This window comes from Ruegeria sp. HKCCA4812 (genome assembly GCF_013034245.1).
Taxonomy (GTDB): domain Bacteria; phylum Pseudomonadota; class Alphaproteobacteria; order Rhodobacterales; family Rhodobacteraceae; genus Ruegeria.
Genome location: NZ_WQFQ01000001.1, coordinates 965326 through 982051, shown reverse-complemented (window position 1 = coordinate 982051; position 16726 = coordinate 965326). Strand labels below are relative to the sequence as shown.

Below are 16726 nucleotides of genomic sequence, written 5' to 3'. Positions count from 1 at the left end.
CGCCTCACTACGGGAATTCAGCATTGAGCCGAACTGCTGTGACTGCTTTGCATCCCGGCTTGTTTGCGGTATCGGGCGGGGATGAAATTGATAATCGATACAGACCCCGGCATCGACGATGCCATGGCGATCGCCTATGCCGCCGCTGCGCCTGAATTTGACCTGATCGGCCTGACCACGGTGTTCGGCAATGCGCATGTTCATCAGTCCAGCCGCAATGCCCGTTTCCTGCTGGACAAGCTGGGCCTGGACCTTCCGGTGGCGGAGGGTGCGCCTTTCCCTCTGGGGGCTGACATGCACGTCCCATCGGACCATGTCCATGGTCCCGAAGGGTTTGGCGATCTGACCGAGATTCCCGAGATCGGACGGAACCATGATCTTCCCGCCGCAGAGTTTCTGGCCGAGATGGCCCGGATGCACAAAAACGAGTTGGTGGTATGTGCGGTCGGACCGCTGACCAACATTGCCAACGCCATGCGATTGGACCCGGAATTTGCCGGTAACCTCGGCCGTTTGGTGATCATGGGCGGTGCCGTCTACTGCAAGGGCAACGTTACCGACCATGCAGAAGCCAACATCTATCACGATGCGGTTGCCGCAGATGCGGTCTTTTCCGCACCGCCCGAGACCGTGCTGGTTGGTTTGGACGTTACCCTGAAAACACTTTACGAGACCGCGGATTTCGACGCGCTGGCTCAAAAATCGCCCGGCATGGGATCTTTTCTGCGTGATATCTCTCGATTTTACCTGAAATTCTATAAAGAAATCGGCGGATTGGAAGGGTGCGGCCTGCATGATTCTACCGCCGTGATCGCCTGTTCGCATGGGGCCATGTTCGACATGGTCGAAACCGGGCTGCGTGTTGTGACGGAAGGCGACCGGATAGGTGCGACGCAACCTGACCGGGATCGTCCCGCAGTTCATGTTTGTCGTGATGTGGATGGGGCGGGTGTCGTGTGTCTGTTTACTGACCGCGTTGCATCCTTGCCCTGACGGGTTGCAAAGACCGATCGGATCGGGCAAATCCTGCCCGGTTCGGCGATCCGAGGCGATGACATGACCCAGCAATTCTCTTTCAAGCTCAAGGCCACAGACGGCAAGGCGCGCACCGGTGTTATAAGCACTCCGCGTGGCGAGGTGCGGACACCTGCCTTCATGCCGGTTGGTACCGCCGCGACGGTCAAGGCGATGATGCCGGAAAGCGTCCGGGCCACCGGGGCCGACATCCTGCTGGGCAACACCTATCACCTGATGCTGCGCCCCACGGCCGAGCGGATTGATCGCCTGGGCGGGTTGCACAAGTTCATGAACTGGGACCGACCGATCCTGACGGACTCGGGGGGGTTTCAGGTCATGTCGCTGGCCGGCTTGCGCAAGCTGACCGAAAAGGGTGTGACCTTCAAATCCCATATTGATGGATCGAAGCACGAGCTGACGCCAGAAAGATCAATGGAAATTCAGCGCCTTCTGGGTTCCGACATCGTGATGTGCTTTGACGAATGCCCTGCATTGCCTGCAAATCGCGACCGGATCGCCGAGTCTATGCGTTTGTCGATGCGTTGGGCCGAGAGGTCCCGTGACGCATTCGGGGATCGTCCGGGGCATGCTCTGTTCGGAATCATGCAGGGCGGTCTGGAGCGGGATCTGCGGGAAGAAAGCGCCGAGGCGTTGAAGAAGATTGGTTTCGAAGGCTACGCCGTTGGCGGTCTGGCAGTGGGCGAGGGGCAGGAGGCCATGTTCGACTGTCTCGATTATGCGCCTGATTTCCTGCCCATGGACAAGCCGCGTTACCTGATGGGCGTTGGCAAGCCGGATGATATAGTCGGAGCAGTGGCGCGCGGGATCGACATGATGGATTGCGTCTTGCCGTCCCGTTCAGGTCGGACCGGTCAGGTGTTCACCCGCTATGGCGTGGTGAACATCAAGAACGCGCGCCATGCGGACGATCCGCGCCCGCTGGATGAAAACTGTTCGTGCCCGGCCTGTTCGAACTATTCACGTGCCTATCTGCACCATGTGTTCCGCGCCAACGAGATGATCTCGGGCATGTTGCTGACCTGGCACAACCTGCATTTCTTTCAGGAAATCATGCAGGGCATGCGGGACGCGATCGCTGAAGGCTCATTCGAAGCGTGGCAGGCCGCGTTCCACGCGCAACGCGCACAGGGGGACATCGAGCCCCTGTAACCTGTCCGTTCAGGTGACAATTGCGGGGTTTTCCGGTATTCTGAAACCACTTTGTTCAAAGTTGTTTTGTTTGTTACCCGGAGAATTTTTGATGTTCCGCTTTTTCCTCGGCGCAGTCATTTTTTGCGCATCCCCTTCCGTTGCTGACGTCTGGACCTTTGAAACCCCATCCGAAAACATTCAGTGTTCGGTGGGGGAAAGCCCCGAGTCCTCGGACATTCGGTGTACGATCATAGAAAGATACGGCCCTCCGGCGTTGCCGCGCCCCGCGAACTGCCAATCTGACTGGGGGCATGATTTTCAGATGTTCGACACCGGTCCCGTGGAATTGCTGTGCCAGCCACTGAACCGGAGCCGGGACGGATTTGACCGTGCGGAATACGGTGTAACCGGTCGGTTCGGAGGATTTACCTGTACCTCCTCCACGAAAGGTCTGGAATGTCGCAACCTGGATGGCCACGGGTTTTTTCTGTCCCGGGCGGTGCAGCAGGTGTTCTGACCCCGAAGTTGCGCATTGCATATGCATGCTACACTAATTTCGGTGGATATGTTCCCGGGACATCTTGCAGTCCCGAAAACCTCGGTTCATGCTGCGACACGATACATGGCGATAAGGTTGAAAAAGGGCGATGAGGCCCCACCTTTATCGTCCAAGACAGGAGATGGCCGGATGTTGCCTCGATGAGGGACAAGCGCCATCTTGCCAATGATAAGGATAGAGCATGCAAGAGCCTCTGAATTCCTCATACCCCGTCCTGCCGCTGCGCGATATCGTGGTGTTCCCACATATGATCGTGCCGCTTTTCGTGGGCCGAGACAAATCGGTCCGCGCGCTGGAAGAGGTGATGCAGGATGACAAACAAATTCTGCTGTCCAGTCAGATCGACCCCAGCGTCGACGACCCGGATGAGAACGGTATTTACCAGTCCGGTGTTCTGGCCAATGTGTTGCAGCTGCTGAAACTGCCCGACGGCACAGTCAAGGTGCTTGTCGAAGGGCAGGCGCGCGTGCAGATCACCGAGTTTCTTGAAAACGAAGAGTTTTTCGAGGCGCGGGCGGAATATCTGACCGAAATCCCGGGTGACGTCACCACGACCGAAGCCCTGTTGCGCACCGTCGCGGACGAGTTCGAGCGCTATGCCAAGGTGCGCAAGAACATCCCCGAAGAAGCGCTGACGGCTGTGGGTGAAACCACCGAGCCGGCAAAGCTGGCCGACCTTGTGTCGGGCCATCTGGGCATCGAGGTCGAACAAAAGCAGGACCTGCTGGAAACGCTCAGCGTCAGCGAGCGGCTTGAAAAAGTCTATGGCCTGATGCAGGGCGAAATGTCGGTTCTGCAAGTCGAGAAAAAGATCAAGACCCGCGTCAAATCCCAGATGGAGAAGACCCAGCGCGAGTATTATCTGAATGAGCAGATGAAGGCCATTCAGAAAGAGCTTGGCGATGGCGAGGACGGCGCGAACGAGATCGCCGAACTGGAAGCCAAGATCGCCGAGACCAAGCTGTCGAAGGAAGCGCGCGAGAAGGCGGAAGGCGAGCTGAAGAAGCTCAAGAACATGTCGCCCATGTCAGCCGAAGCAACCGTGGTGCGCAATTATCTGGACTGGATTCTGTCTTTGCCGTGGGGCACCAAATCCCGCGTCAAAAAGGATCTGGGTCGTGCGCAGGATATACTGGACGCCGATCACTATGGCCTTGAAAAGGTCAAGGAGCGGATCGTCGAATATCTCGCCGTTCAGCAGCGTTCGAAAAAGCTGAAAGGCCCGATCCTGTGCCTTGTCGGCCCTCCGGGCGTGGGCAAGACCAGCTTGGGTAAATCCGTCGCCAAGGCCACGGGGCGCGAGTTCATTCGCATTAGCTTGGGTGGGGTGCGCGACGAATCCGAGATCCGCGGCCACCGCCGGACCTATATCGGTTCGATGCCTGGCAAGATCATCCAGGCGCTGAAAAAGGCGAAAACCACGAACCCGCTCATCCTGCTCGATGAAATCGACAAGATGGGGCAGGACTTCCGTGGTGACCCGGCCTCGGCGATGCTCGAGGTGTTGGACCCGGAACAGAACAACACGTTCATGGATCACTATCTTGAGGTCGAATATGACCTGTCGAACGTGATGTTCCTGACCACGTCCAACAGCTATAACATGCCCGGGCCGTTGCTGGACCGGATGGAGATCATCCCACTGGCCGGCTATACCGAGGATGAAAAGCGCGAGATCGCCAAACAGCACCTGATCGCCAAGCAGGTCAAAAACCATGGTCTGAAAACCAAGGAATTTGAGCTGACCGATGAGGCGCTGCAAAAGATAATCCGCACCTATACCCGGGAGGCCGGTGTGCGGAACCTCGAGCGCGAAATCGCCAAGGTGGCACGGAAAGCGCTGACCAAGATCATCAAGAAAGAGGCGGAAACCGTTACGGTCACGCCTGAAAACCTGGATGAATTCCTGGGCGTGCCAAAGTTCCGTTACGGTCTGGCCGAACAGGACGATCAGGTCGGTGTCGTGACCGGTTTGGCCTGGACCTCGGTCGGGGGCGATCTGCTGCATATCGAGGCGCTGAAGCTTCCCGGCAAAGGTCGGATGAAGACGACAGGCAAGCTGGGCGATGTGATGAAAGAATCCATCGATGCGGCGTCGTCATATGTGCGGTCGATTTCTCCCAAGATCGGAGTCAAACCGCCTCAGTTCGACAAGATCGACATCCATGTGCACGTGCCGGATGGCGCAACGCCCAAGGATGGTCCGTCAGCGGGTCTGGCGATGGTGACATCGATCGTATCGGTTCTGTCGGGCATTCCTGTTCGCAAGGATATCGCCATGACGGGCGAGGTTTCGTTGCGCGGGAACGCAATGCCGATTGGCGGCTTGAAGGAGAAACTGCTGGCTGCGTTGCGCGGTGGTATCAAGACGGTCCTGATCCCAGAGGAAAACGAAAAGGACCTGGCGGATATCCCGGACAATGTGAAGGATGGCTTGAAGATCATCCCGGTCAAGCACGTCTCGGAGGTTCTTGCGCATTCTCTGGTTCGTACACCGGAGCCGGTTGAATGGGACGAAGCCGCCGAGGAGGCCGCGGCAGCCGCCGCAGCCTCGTCAGAGGCGACTGGGCCATCGGCCACGGCACACTAAGCAGATTGAGCGAATGAAAAGGCGGGGCGAATGCCCTGCCTTTTTTACAATCCAATGACGGGTTGCTTTGGATCAAGTATTTCTTCTTCTGCTATGTATTCATTGAATTTTTTTTCTGGCAGCGCCGAGCGGACGGCAAGAACGAAAATGATCGACGAAAACAGGATGCAAAGCAGAAGGTCCCACCCAAACGGGATCTGCTTCAACGAACCGGCTCCGAATTGCCCAAGGAATGAGATCAGCCCAAGACCTGAGAAATAAGGCACAAGCCACAGGGCCTCGGTAACGTCCATTTCGTCCAAACGTCCTCGGAACCGGATCAGCAACAGAGCTTTCCCGACAATCAGCGCGATGCCAAGCCGCCAGACCGTGTCCCATCCGCTCCAATAGACGATCAGCGTGGCGATGGCGAAAGCGGACAGCGCGACAAGTCGCACGGCCGGTATTCGGATCGATCTGGGATGATCTGGCATAAGGTTTCGCAGGCAAACCACGGCTATGGGCCCGACGGCAAATGACAAGACGATGGCCGCACCGTTCAGGGCAATGACGGTGGTAAAGGGTACTGTCAGCAGGAAAACCGTTCCGATCAGAAAGTTCAGCCCCAGCGCCCACAGCGGAACCCCGAATGACGACAAAACCTGCAACCGTTTGGGCAGGAAACTGTTTTTTGAAAGGGCGAGAGCGATACGGGCGTTCGACCCGGTTGCGACCAGCCCGTTTCCAAAGGGGCCTATCACGGATCCGACATTCAGAAGGCTCAGAAACCAGACTAGCCCGACAGACATGATGATAGCGTCCAGTGGTCCTTCGCCACCAAAGCTCAACTGTGCCCATCCTTTGGACAGCATGGATGGGTCCAGCGCACCGATGAAGGCCACTTGCAAGCCAAGGTAGATGACGGCGCAAAGAACAATCGACAACACCAATGCGGCCGGAATTGCAAATTTTGGATTTCGAACTTCGCCAGCCATATCAACCACATGGCGAAAGCCGATGAATGAAAAAATAACGCCCCCGGTGGAAACGGCGGCCATGATACCCTGCGCGCCGTAGGGCGCAAAACCATCCGGTTGGGTGAAGTTCTCGAAGTTGAACCGGCTTGCGACAAGCAGAATGGACAGGACAACTGGTATGGCGATCTTGGCCCAGGTCAGCGCAGCATTGACGCGCGTGAAGAACTTGACCCCAAGCGCATTCACCGCGACGAACAGCAGCATGAAAACCAGCGCAACGAAAATACCCGCCCCGGTCAAATCACCTGTCTCGGCCGTATGCAGCCAGGGCGCATACGGCGCCAGGTACTTCAGCATGGCCTCGACTTCGATTGGCGCTGTGGTGTTGTAGCCGATCCAGGCGGTCCATCCCATGGCCATCGATACGATGTTGCCATGCGAAAACTGAGGCACGCGCGCGATCCCTCCGGGAATGGGCAGCATGGCGGAAATCTCTGCGAAGGTGATGGCCAATATGAACATGGCAACCGCGCCGACTATCCACGAGATCGTGGCCGCAGGCCCTGCATGCTGAACGGCCAGAAGGGGGCCGAATAACCAGCCCGAGCCGATGATTCCTCCGACTGAAATGAAGGTCAGTCCCAGAAGGCCAATGTCGCGCTTTAACCCCGTCATGGTGACCTCAGCCTTTGTGTGTGGCCTTTAATCGGGCCAAATAGGGCAAGATAGCCGCCGAACGCGCGACATGGCAAGCCCGCTGATTCCAAGCGAAAATCCGAAAAAGGGATGGTGGGTGATAAGAGATTTGAACTCCTGACATCTTCGATGTGAACGAAGCGCTCTACCACTGAGCTAATCACCCATGACATGCGGTCATATCTTCCGCGGGGGTGCGCTGCAAGGGAAATTGAACAATTCGCGCGGGCAAAAAACAGCGGGCAAACAAAAAACTGGATTCTGACAAAAAACTGCAAAACGCCGCTTGACGCTGCCCGACCGTGGCCATAATACACCCAAACGTTCAGCAATGAACATGCAGCGGGCGGTTGTAGCTCAGTTGGTTAGAGTACCGGCCTGTCACGCCGGGGGTCGCGGGTTCGAGCCCCGTCAACCGCGCCATCGCTGCCAACCTTGGTCCAGGGCAAAGGCCATGAAATAGATGCGCGGTTGTAGCTCAGTTGGTTAGAGTACCGGCCTGTCACGCCGGGGGTCGCGGGTTCGAGCCCCGTCAACCGCGCCATTTTCTCCTCAAGATCATGGATCCGCCAGATAGCCAGGCATCGAGCTGTTCGATTCCATGCCCATCGTTTGATTTGGTCGGCGAAAACCTGTACGTTCACTAAATGTTCTAACTTTTCTGTTGGAGACTCGGGCAAGCTCGCCTATCTCTAAACCACTTGTTTGTTGGGGGCCGGAAATGGCTGAGCTGAAGAATATAGAGGTGCGCGGCGCGCGCGAGCACAACCTCAAAGGCATCGATGTCGACATCCCTCGGGATCAGTTGGTGGTGATCACCGGGCTGTCCGGTTCGGGCAAGTCGTCGCTGGCGTTCGACACGATTTATGCCGAAGGTCAACGCCGTTATGTCGAAAGCCTGTCCGCCTATGCGCGGCAGTTTCTCGACATGATGGAAAAGCCCGATGTTGACCATATCAGTGGACTGTCTCCGGCGATCTCCATTGAACAGAAAACGACCTCGAAGAACCCGCGCTCGACTGTGGGAACCGTAACCGAGATCTATGACTATCTACGTCTGTTGTTCGCCCGCGCAGGTACGCCGTACAGCCCGGCCACCGGCCAGCCGATCGAGGCGCAACAGGTACAGGACATGGTCGACCGCATCATGGCGATGGAGGAGGGCACGCGGGGTTATCTGCTGGCTCCGATCGTGCGCGACCGCAAAGGTGAGTACCGGAAGGAATTTCTGGAACTGCGCAAGCAGGGGTTCCAGCGCGTGAAGGTGGATGGTGAGTTCCATGAGCTGGATCAGCCCCCGACATTGGACAAGAAGTTCCGTCACGATATTGACGTTGTGGTCGACCGCCTGGTTGTTCGTGAAGGCATGGAAACGCGTTTGGCCGATAGCCTGCGCACCGCTCTGGATCTGGCGGACGGAATCGCGATTCTGGAAACGGCCCCACGAGAAGGAGAGCCGGAACGGATTACCTTCAGCGAAAACTTCGCCTGCCCGGTCAGCGGTTTCACCATCCCGGAGATTGAACCGCGCCTGTTTTCGTTCAATGCGCCATTCGGAGCCTGCCCGGATTGTGACGGCTTGGGGGTCGAGCTGTTCTTTGACGAGCGTCTCGTGGTGCCGGATCAGACGCTGAAACTGTATGACGGGGCCCTGGCACCATGGAGGAAAGGCAAGTCGCCGTATTTCCTTCAGACCATCGAGGCCATCGCGCGTCATTATGAGTTTGACAAGAACACGCCTTGGAAAGACCTGCCCAGCAAAGTGCAGCAGGTGTTCCTGCGGGGCTCGGGCGATGAGGAGATCCAGTTCCGCTATGACGAGGGCGGACGGGTGTACCAGGTGACACGCAGCTTCGAAGGCGTGATTCCGAATATGGAACGGCGTTATCGCGAAACGGATAGCGCGTGGATACGCGAGGAATTCGAACGGTACCAAAACAACCGCCCGTGCGGCACCTGCGAAGGGTATCGTCTGCGCGCCGAAGCCTTGGCCGTGAAGATTGCGGGGCTGCATGTCGGTCAGGTGGTGCAAATGTCCATCCGCGAAGCGCTTGCCTGGATCGAGGATGCTCCGAACCATCTGAGCGCTCAGAAGAATGAGATCGCCCGGGCGATTCTGAAGGAAATCCGCGAGCGGCTGGGTTTCCTGAATAATGTTGGTTTGGAATACCTTACGCTATCTCGTTCAAGTGGAACCCTGTCAGGCGGCGAAAGTCAGCGTATCCGTTTGGCAAGCCAGATCGGATCGGGCCTGACCGGGGTGCTTTATGTATTGGACGAGCCCTCGATCGGCTTGCACCAGCGTGACAATGACCGGTTGCTTGGTACGCTCAAGAATCTGCGGGATCAGGGCAACACCGTGATCGTCGTCGAACATGACGAGGAAGCCATCCGCGAAGCCGATTATGTGTTCGACATCGGCCCCGGTGCGGGCGTGCACGGCGGGCAGGTGGTCAGCCACGGCACGCCCGAGCAGATCGCAGCGGATGCGGCCTCGATCACGGGGCAGTACCTGTCGGGCGTACGCGAGATTCCGGTGCCCGCCGAGCGGCGCAAGGGGAACAAGAAAAAGGTAACGGTGGTAAAGGCTTCGGGCAACAACCTCAAGAACGTGACGGCCGAATTTCCTTTGGGCAAGTTTGTTTGTGTCACGGGTGTATCTGGCGGCGGTAAGTCGACCCTGACGATTGAGACGTTGTTCAAGACCGCCTCGATGCGCCTGAATGGCGCGCGGCAGACGCCTGCGCCGTGTGAGACAATCAAGGGTTTGGAGCATCTGGACAAGGTCATCGATATCGATCAACGCCCGATCGGGCGGACTCCGCGGTCGAATCCGGCAACCTATACCGGGGCCTTCACTCCGATCCGAGACTGGTTCGCCGGGCTGCCCGAGGCGAAAGCGCGGGGATACAAGCCGGGCCGTTTCAGCTTCAACGTGAAGGGCGGCCGCTGTGAGGCCTGTCAGGGGGACGGCGTCATCAAGATCGAGATGCACTTCCTTCCCGACGTCTATGTCACCTGCGAAACCTGCAAGGGCGCGCGGTACAATCGCGAGACGCTCGAGATCAAGTTCAAGGGCAAATCCATTGCGGATGTGCTTGATATGACGGTGGAAGACGCGCAGGAATTCTTCAAGGCCGTGCCATCGATCCGCGACAAGATGGATGCGCTGGCCCGCGTTGGTCTTGGCTATATCAAGGTGGGTCAACAGGCGACCACGCTGTCGGGTGGTGAGGCGCAGCGTGTCAAACTGTCCAAGGAACTGTCGAAACGATCAACCGGGCGGACGCTCTATATTCTGGACGAACCGACCACGGGTCTGCATTTCGAAGATGTACGCAAGCTGTTGGAAGTGCTGCATGAATTGGTCGATCAGGGCAATACCGTCGTGGTGATCGAACACAATCTGGACGTGGTGAAAACCGCCGACCATATCATCGACATCGGGCCTGAAGGCGGCGACGGCGGTGGTGAGATCGTAGCCGTCGGAGCACCCGAAGAGATCGCTCAAGTCGAACGCAGCCATACCGGTAGGTATCTGAAAACCATGCTCAACCCGGATCGGGTGGCGGCGGAGTAGGCGGCTTCAGGCTGCCTTCACTCCACCGCCTTCCCAGTCAATTTTTCTTGGTTGGGCAGGTGCTGATGCCCAACACCGAGTATATCGGGCATGAATTCAGCAGACCGGTGACCAACGGCACGATGCCGATCCACATCCAGGTTCCGTATCCCAACAGGGCGCCCAGAATAAGCGCGGCGCCTAATGCGATCCGAAGCGATTTGTCGAGCCCACCCATGTTTTTGGTCATCACGTAAGAATCCTTTCCAAAAGGTTGCACCCTTTGGGTATCAAACATTCCGTGGGCGGAATATGACTTGGATCAACTTCGCCCACGCTTTTCAAACCGAGGCAGCATGGCGCTGAAATCGCGGCCCAGACCGTCCTCGTTTTCGACGAATTGTTCGTAAAGTGCAGTCGCGGCCTGTCCCATAGGTGTATCCGCATCCGCACTGGATGCGGCCTGTTGGCTGAGGCGCAGGTCCTTCAGCATCAACTCGGCTGCAAATCCAGGAGTATAGCCATTGTCGGCTGGGCTTTGCGGGCCAACGCCCGGGGCAGGGCAATAGGCGTTCATCGTCCAGCTGTACCCCGATGAGGTGCTGACCACATCGAACATCTTTTGGCGGTCCAGACCCAGTTTGTCGGCTAGGGCAAAGGCTTCGCACGTGGCGATCATGGTCACGCCGAGGATCATGTTGTTGCAGATCTTGGCGGCCTGGCCGGCTCCGGCTTCGCCGCAGTGAACCGCTTTCTGCCCCATGATGTCGAACAGAGGAGCCGCCTTTGCAAATGCGTCGTCTGACCCGCCGGCCATGAATGTCAGGGTGCCACCTGCCGCGCCGCCGACACCCCCCGAAACCGGAGCGTCCACGAACAGCAGACCGGCGCCGCTGGCCTGTTCCGCGACTGCGCGCGCGCTGTCCACGTCAACTGTCGAGCAATCGATCAGCACGGCACCCTTTGCCATGGTGGGAATGATCTGATCTGCAACGGCCCGCAGGATGGCGCCATTCGGCAGCATGGTTATGACTGCATCGGCAGAAGCGACGGCTTCGGTCGCGGTACCGGCTTGAGTCACCCCGTCAACGGCAACGCCGGCCGTGTCGAATCCGAGAACCTGATGGCCGGCCTTTGCCAGATTGGCCGCCATGGGTGCCCCCATGTTTCCCAGCCCTATGAACCCGATCTGCATCTCTCAGTCCTCCTCGAATGTCAGGGTGTCCGCACCCAATGGCTGCAACATTTTCGAGACGGCCACCAGGGGGACGTCCATATCGGAAAACTGCCAGTTCGGGTTGCGGTCTTTGTCTATGATCTGCGCGCGGATACCTTCCAGAAAGTCACCATGCTCCATCGCCCGGTGGGTAAAACGGTATTCCATTTCCAACGCGCGCCGCATGGTAAGCGAGGGGCCACGCAGACGGTGCAGCATCTCGATCGTGCAGGCCACGGAAAGCGGTGCGTTTTTCGTTATTTTTTCCAGAGTTTTGTCTGCAAATTCCTGACCGTCATTGCGCAGGCTGATCAGGATGTCGCCCAGAGTTTCAACGGAAAAATGATTGTCGATATCCGTCAGCGCCCCTGCCAATTCACCATTGGGTGGCGTTTCGGAATGTTCGGCCACCAGTTCGGCATTTCCAGACGCTTCCAGAATTTCGATCAGGTCAGACCATTGCGACTGGGGGATGAAATGGTCGGCAAACCCCGCAAAGATCGCGTCCGCAGGCCCCATCCTGAAGCCCGTGGTCCCCAGGAATTCGCCCAGTCGCCCTGGTGCAAGGGCCAGCATCAATGACCCGCCGACATCCGGAATCAAGCCAATCGAGCATTCGGGCATGGCAATCCTGGAGCTTTCTCCGACGACACGGTGGCTGCCATGGCAGCCGATGCCGACACCCCCGCCCATGGTAAACCCCTGAAGAAAACTGATGACTGGTTTGGGATATTCGAAGATAAGGGCATTCAGACGATATTCATCACGCCAGAACTTCTGACCATACGCATAATTGCCCTTGGTGCCCGTTTCATAAAGTTCGGCAATGTCACCCCCTGCACAAAAGGCTTTTTCTCCTTCAGCGTCCAGAACGATCAGGTCAACGGCATCGTCTTCCCGCCAGTTGCGCATCGCCGTGTCGATGGCCATGCACATGTCATAGCTCAACGCGTTCAGCGCATGGGGGCGGGTCAGGGTGATGCGACCGGCACGGCCTGTGGTGCGGATTTCAATGTCTGACATCGGGGCCTCAGCGATTGGCGAGCAGTTGGCGCGCGACGATCACGCGCATAATCTCGTTCGTGCCTTCCAAAATCTGATGCACGCGAAGATCGCGCACAAGCTTTTCGATGCCGTAATCCGCAAGATATCCGTACCCGCCATGCAGTTGCAGGCACTGATCCACCACTTTCGACCCGGTTTCGGTTACGAATTTCTTCGCCATGGCACAGAATTTCGTGGCATCGGGCGCGCCGTTGTCCAGTTTCCACGCCGCCTGACGCAGGAAGGTGCGTGCAGCCTGCATTTCGATCTCCATATCCGCCAGACGGAACTGAAGGGCCTGGAACTGATCGATGGATTGGCCGAACGCCTTGCGCTCGGACATGTATTGCAGGGTCATATCCAGCCCGGCCTGAGCAGCCCCAAGAGAACAGGCCGCGATATTGAGCCGCCCGCCATCGAGGCCCATCATCGCGTATTTGAAGCCGTCGCCTTCGGCGCCCACCAGGTTGCCTGCGGGAATTTTGCAGTCGTCGAACTGAACCTGCGCAGTGGGTTGGCTTTTCCAGCCCATTTTCTGTTCCAGCGCCCCAAAGCTGAGCCCCGGCGTGCCGTCCTCGACATAGACGGTCGAGATCCCCTTGGGCCCGTCCTGACCGGTGCGTACCATGCAAACATAGGCATCCGAATAGCCACCGCCCGAAATGAACGCCTTGGTACCGTTCAACGTATATCCTTCGTTGGTGCGTTCGGCGCGGGTTTTCAAGGCCGCCGCGTCAGAGCCGGAACCGGGTTCCGTCAGGCAATAGCTCAGAACCGTATTCAGGCTCAGAACATCCGGCATAATGCGCGCCTTTAGGTCATCATCTGCGAAATTGTCCAACATCTTGGCGCACATGTTGTGGATCGACAGGAAGGCGGCGACCGAGGGGCAGGCCATCGACAGCGCCTCGAAAACCAGCGTGGCATCCAAGCGGGTCAGATTTGACCCTCCGCTTTCCTCGGATACGTACAGCGCGCCGAAACCAAGCTCGCCTATCTGGGGCCACAGGGTTTTGGGAATGGTTCCGTCCACCTCCCACTGGCGCGCAAAGGGGGCGATGTTTTCCTGCCCGAACGCGTGCGCCATGTCGAATATGGCTGTTTGCTCCTCGCTGAGTGCGAAATCCATGACGCTCCCTCCCGTCGGCATTGAATTGAACGGTTGTTTATTTCTGAATTCTTACAGAAATTTTGCAGGCGCAACAATGAGTCGGTTGAAACGGGTCACAAGCCGGAAACGTTCAGAGATCGGCGTGAAATTCCTCGATCAGGTGGCGCACGACGGCTTGGCCGGGATCATCACCGCGCGCTGATGCCTCGGCATGAATACGGCGTTGGCGCGTGGCGGAAGTGCCGTTTTCAGCAATCTGCCTGAGCCGTGCAAGCTCGGTCATCGTGCCAAGTGCTTCGGAGTCTTCTGCCAACAACCCCATGAGGTCGCCGATCAGTTCAGACATGGGCTTGACCGAACGGTCGCCGAAATCGATCAGCCCTTCGCCCACTCCGTAGCGCTGTGCGCGCCAGCGGTTTTCACCGATCAGGAAACGATCATATTGCCTCCAGCGCAGGTTGCGGTCTTTCAGACGGCACAGCATCCGGGTCAATGCCTGAACCAGTGCGGCCAACGACAAAGTGTGTTCCAGACGGGGTTGAACATCCATGATCCGCGTTTCCAAAGTTGGGAAACGATGTGAGGGGCGTAGATCCCACCAAATCTTGGTGGTGTCTTCGATGACCCCAAGCTCGACCAGAATGCCTGTGTTCCGTTCGTACTCGCCCCAGCTGGCGAACACGGGTGGCAGCCCGGTGCGGGGCAGGTTGTCGAACACCGTCAGCCGGTATGAAGACAGGCCGGTATCCTCGCCGTTCCAATAGGGCGAAGATGTGGACAACGCCAGAAGATGAGGAAGAAAGTATGACAGTTGCGGCATCAGATCGGCACGCAAGGCAGGGTCCTCGACCCCGACATGTACATGCATCCCGCAGATCAGCATCCGCCGGGCAACGCCGCCCAATGCATGTTGCAGCGCGTCATAGCGTTCTTTCCGCGTGTGGTGTTGATCCTTCCAGTTGGCAAAAGGGTGGCACGAGACGGCGATAGGGGACAGGTTGTATTCAGCAGCCCGTTTCGACACGCATGACCGCAGCCGCTTCAGGTCTTCGCGCGCCGAAGCGACCGTGGCGTGCGGTCTGGTTCCAACCTCTATCTGACATTGCAGGAACTCGGGGCTGACCTGACCTTCGAAATCGCTTTGGCAGGCCGCCATCAGCGCTTCGGGGGCTTCGGACAATTGCAGGCTGTCACGATCCACCAACAGGTATTCTTCTTCGATCCCGAGTGTAAATTCCTGCTGCATGGGGCCCCTCGCAGTTGTCAGTCCCATCAGTGAATACGGAAATTTACGTTTTGCCAAGGGTTTGACAGGCTTGCCCTTGCAGAGAAACGGTTCGCAACGGTAAGGAACATTGCATCACAGATCGCGGAGCCAGCGCCTTGAAACCCAGAAAATTCCCGAAGATCAACGCCGCCCTTGAAGAATTGGGGGTGAAACTGGTCGACAGAGTTGCGGAACAGGATGAACGGGCGCGGCTGGAAGCCTTCGAAGCGGCGGGTGGGTTGACGCGCCCCGCCTATGCGTTGTCGCCAGGGATGGAAGGGTTCGACATCTCTCAACTTGTGGCGGAATACGAGCGTCACAAAGCCGCCCTGGAGGCGCTGAAAGATCCCGCACGCAACCAGACCGGTTATCGTACGGGCAATGGTTACTATGACAGCCCGGATGCGGATGCGTTGTATCTGATGATCCGCCGTTTTCAGCCCAAACGCGTGATCGAGGTCGGTTGCGGCAATTCCACCCGTGTGACCCGTCAGGCAATCATCGATAGCAATCTGGATACCACCATTACCGCGGTTGATCCGTACCCACGCGCCGATATCGCCCATGTGGTCGACCGGTTCGAACAAAAACGTCTTGAAGAAACAGACCCGGCACTGTTCGCAGAGCTGGAGGCCGGAGACATTCTGTTCATCGACTCCAGCCATGTCGTGCGGATGAGCAATGACGTCGCCCATCTGTTCTGCCGCATTATACCGTCGCTGAACCCCGGGGTGGTGATCCACGTTCACGATGTTTTTTTGCCCTACGAATATCCCAAGCGCTTCTTCTATGATTGCCCGGGCTGGGGAGAGCAGTACGTATTGCACAGCTTGCTGCAATCTGGCGCGTATTCAATGCTTTGGCCGGGATATTACCTGCAACAGGATCGGCCTGATGCCGTTGTTGCCTTGCCGTTCCTGGCCGAGGGGCGGGCGCAAAGCATCTGGGTGCAGCTCAAAGAAAACTGAAACCAAAGTGATCCATTGCGGTAAAAGGTCCGTAACCCTTTCCATAACACGCTGGAGAGGAGAAGACAGCTATGTTCCGTCGTACATTCATGGGCGCAGCCGCCGCACTTGCATTTGCTATGCCGCTCAAGGCTCAGGCCGCTGATATCGTCGACACCGCAGTTGCCGCCGGGTCGTTCAACACTCTGGTCGCCGCCGTTCAGGCTGCAGGCTTGGTTGACACCCTGAAAGGTGACGGTCCGTTCACAGTATTTGCACCCACAGACGAAGCCTTTGCTGCGCTTCCTGAAGGCACTGTCGAGACGCTTTTGAAACCAGAAAACAAAGATCAATTGGTCGCGATCCTGACCTATCACGTGGTACCGGCCAAGGTTATGTCCGGTGATATCGCCGGCAAACGCGCCAAGGTCCTGACTGTTCAGGGCGACCGGCTGAGCGTCAACGCCAAAAACGGCGTGAAAGTGAACGACGCCAAGGTCGTACAGGCCGACATCGAAGCCAGCAATGGCGTCATCCACGTCGTCGATGCCGTGATCCTTCCGGAATAAACGCCGTCTTCCAAAGACAAGAAAGCCCCGGCGATCGACTGGG

13 protein-coding genes and 3 tRNA genes are annotated in these 16726 nt (G+C 57.7%); 9 read left to right on the top strand and 7 right to left on the bottom strand.

The annotated features are described in order from the left end of the window. Window positions 1-81 precede the first annotated feature (81 nt). The 4 genes from GOW04_RS04935 (at window position 82) to lon (ending at window position 5318) form a co-directional block, all read left to right on the top strand. The gene (locus GOW04_RS04935; protein ID WP_171231710.1) at window positions 82-993 is read left to right on the top strand and encodes a nucleoside hydrolase; all 912 of its coding nucleotides are present in this window, start codon (window positions 82-84) and stop codon (window positions 991-993) included. 63 nt (window positions 994-1056) lie between these two features. Further along, window positions 1057-2187, top strand: coding sequence for a tRNA guanosine(34) transglycosylase Tgt (gene tgt, locus GOW04_RS04930; protein WP_171231709.1), 1131 nt, complete (start codon window positions 1057-1059; stop codon window positions 2185-2187). A 91-nt stretch (window positions 2188-2278) separates the two neighbouring features. After that, window positions 2279-2686 carry a DUF6636 domain-containing protein gene (locus GOW04_RS04925; RefSeq protein WP_171231708.1) on the top strand — a complete coding sequence of 136 codons (408 nt, stop codon included), beginning with the start codon at window positions 2279-2281 and terminating at the stop codon, window positions 2684-2686. 223 nt (window positions 2687-2909) lie between these two features. Next, window positions 2910-5318 (top strand): endopeptidase La, encoded by a 2409-nt coding sequence (gene lon, locus GOW04_RS04920; RefSeq protein WP_171231707.1) that lies wholly within the window; start codon window positions 2910-2912, stop codon window positions 5316-5318. A gap of 44 nt (window positions 5319-5362) precedes the next feature. Here the strand turns inward: lon and GOW04_RS04915 are convergent, their stop codons facing one another. Together GOW04_RS04915 and GOW04_RS04910 are read right to left on the bottom strand one after the other, a co-directional pair. Continuing rightward, window positions 5363-6949: an APC family permease gene (locus GOW04_RS04915; RefSeq protein ID WP_171231706.1), complete on the bottom strand. Its 1587-nt coding sequence runs from the start codon at window positions 6947-6949 to the stop codon at window positions 5363-5365. Window positions 6950-7061: 112 nt separating this feature from the next. Beyond that, window positions 7062-7136 (bottom strand) — tRNA-Val (locus GOW04_RS04910). 180 nt (window positions 7137-7316) lie between these two features. Between GOW04_RS04910 and GOW04_RS04905 the strand changes: the two genes are divergently transcribed. From GOW04_RS04905 to uvrA, 3 genes are all read left to right on the top strand, one after another. Then, a tRNA-Asp gene (locus GOW04_RS04905) sits at window positions 7317-7393 on the top strand. A 44-nt stretch (window positions 7394-7437) separates the two neighbouring features. Next, window positions 7438-7514, top strand: a tRNA-Asp gene (locus GOW04_RS04900). A gap of 177 nt (window positions 7515-7691) precedes the next feature. Next, a complete protein-coding gene (gene uvrA, locus GOW04_RS04895) occupies window positions 7692-10550 on the top strand; it encodes an excinuclease ABC subunit UvrA (protein ID WP_152457857.1) in 2859 nt (952 codons plus the stop codon). 37 nt (window positions 10551-10587) lie between these two features. On the opposite strand, the gene GOW04_RS04890 is transcribed toward uvrA, so the two are convergent. The 5 genes from GOW04_RS04890 to GOW04_RS04870 all read right to left on the bottom strand — a co-directional run bounded on the left by GOW04_RS04890 (window position 10588) and on the right by GOW04_RS04870 (window position 15146). After that, window positions 10588-10779 (bottom strand): DUF2892 domain-containing protein, encoded by a 192-nt coding sequence (locus tag GOW04_RS04890; RefSeq protein ID WP_171168325.1) that lies wholly within the window; start codon window positions 10777-10779, stop codon window positions 10588-10590. A gap of 72 nt (window positions 10780-10851) precedes the next feature. Further along, the gene (mmsB, locus tag GOW04_RS04885; protein ID WP_171231705.1) at window positions 10852-11724 is read right to left on the bottom strand and encodes a 3-hydroxyisobutyrate dehydrogenase; all 873 of its coding nucleotides are present in this window, start codon (window positions 11722-11724) and stop codon (window positions 10852-10854) included. A 3-nt stretch (window positions 11725-11727) separates the two neighbouring features. Continuing rightward, window positions 11728-12768 carry an enoyl-CoA hydratase/isomerase family protein gene (locus GOW04_RS04880; RefSeq protein ID WP_171231704.1) on the bottom strand — a complete coding sequence of 347 codons (1041 nt, stop codon included), beginning with the start codon at window positions 12766-12768 and terminating at the stop codon, window positions 11728-11730. Between the two features lie 7 nt (window positions 12769-12775). Then, a complete protein-coding gene (locus GOW04_RS04875) occupies window positions 12776-13918 on the bottom strand; it encodes an acyl-CoA dehydrogenase family protein (RefSeq protein WP_171231703.1) in 1143 nt (380 codons plus the stop codon). A 112-nt stretch (window positions 13919-14030) separates the two neighbouring features. Continuing rightward, the gene (locus GOW04_RS04870; RefSeq protein WP_171231702.1) at window positions 14031-15146 is read right to left on the bottom strand and encodes a carboxylate-amine ligase; all 1116 of its coding nucleotides are present in this window, start codon (window positions 15144-15146) and stop codon (window positions 14031-14033) included. Window positions 15147-15283: 137 nt separating this feature from the next. Here GOW04_RS04870 and GOW04_RS04865 point away from each other — a divergent pair, with 137 nt between their 5' ends. Beyond that, complete coding sequence (locus tag GOW04_RS04865; RefSeq protein WP_171231701.1) at window positions 15284-16135, top strand: class I SAM-dependent methyltransferase; 852 nt, start codon at window positions 15284-15286, stop codon at window positions 16133-16135. A gap of 71 nt (window positions 16136-16206) precedes the next feature. After that, complete coding sequence (locus GOW04_RS04860; RefSeq protein WP_152457864.1) at window positions 16207-16683, top strand: fasciclin domain-containing protein; 477 nt, start codon at window positions 16207-16209, stop codon at window positions 16681-16683. Window positions 16684-16726 lie beyond the last annotated feature (43 nt).

Coding starts and splice junctions, on each gene's coding strand:
- GOW04_RS04860 (WP_152457864.1), top strand. CDS start 16,207: ATGTTCCGTCGTACATTCATGGGCGCAGCCGCCGCACTTGCATTTGCT.
- lon (WP_171231707.1), top strand. CDS start 2,910: ATGCAAGAGCCTCTGAATTCCTCATACCCCGTCCTGCCGCTGCGCGAT.
- GOW04_RS04890 (WP_171168325.1), bottom strand. CDS start 10,779: ATGACCAAAAACATGGGTGGGCTCGACAAATCGCTTCGGATCGCATTA.
- GOW04_RS04875 (WP_171231703.1), bottom strand. CDS start 13,918: ATGGATTTCGCACTCAGCGAGGAGCAAACAGCCATATTCGACATGGCG.
- GOW04_RS04870 (WP_171231702.1), bottom strand. CDS start 15,146: ATGCAGCAGGAATTTACACTCGGGATCGAAGAAGAATACCTGTTGGTG.
- tgt (WP_171231709.1), top strand. CDS start 1,057: ATGACCCAGCAATTCTCTTTCAAGCTCAAGGCCACAGACGGCAAGGCG.
- uvrA (WP_152457857.1), top strand. CDS start 7,692: ATGGCTGAGCTGAAGAATATAGAGGTGCGCGGCGCGCGCGAGCACAAC.
- GOW04_RS04880 (WP_171231704.1), bottom strand. CDS start 12,768: ATGTCAGACATTGAAATCCGCACCACAGGCCGTGCCGGTCGCATCACC.
- GOW04_RS04925 (WP_171231708.1), top strand. CDS start 2,279: ATGTTCCGCTTTTTCCTCGGCGCAGTCATTTTTTGCGCATCCCCTTCC.
- GOW04_RS04935 (WP_171231710.1), top strand. CDS start 82: ATGAAATTGATAATCGATACAGACCCCGGCATCGACGATGCCATGGCG.
- mmsB (WP_171231705.1), bottom strand. CDS start 11,724: ATGCAGATCGGGTTCATAGGGCTGGGAAACATGGGGGCACCCATGGCG.
- GOW04_RS04915 (WP_171231706.1), bottom strand. CDS start 6,949: ATGACGGGGTTAAAGCGCGACATTGGCCTTCTGGGACTGACCTTCATT.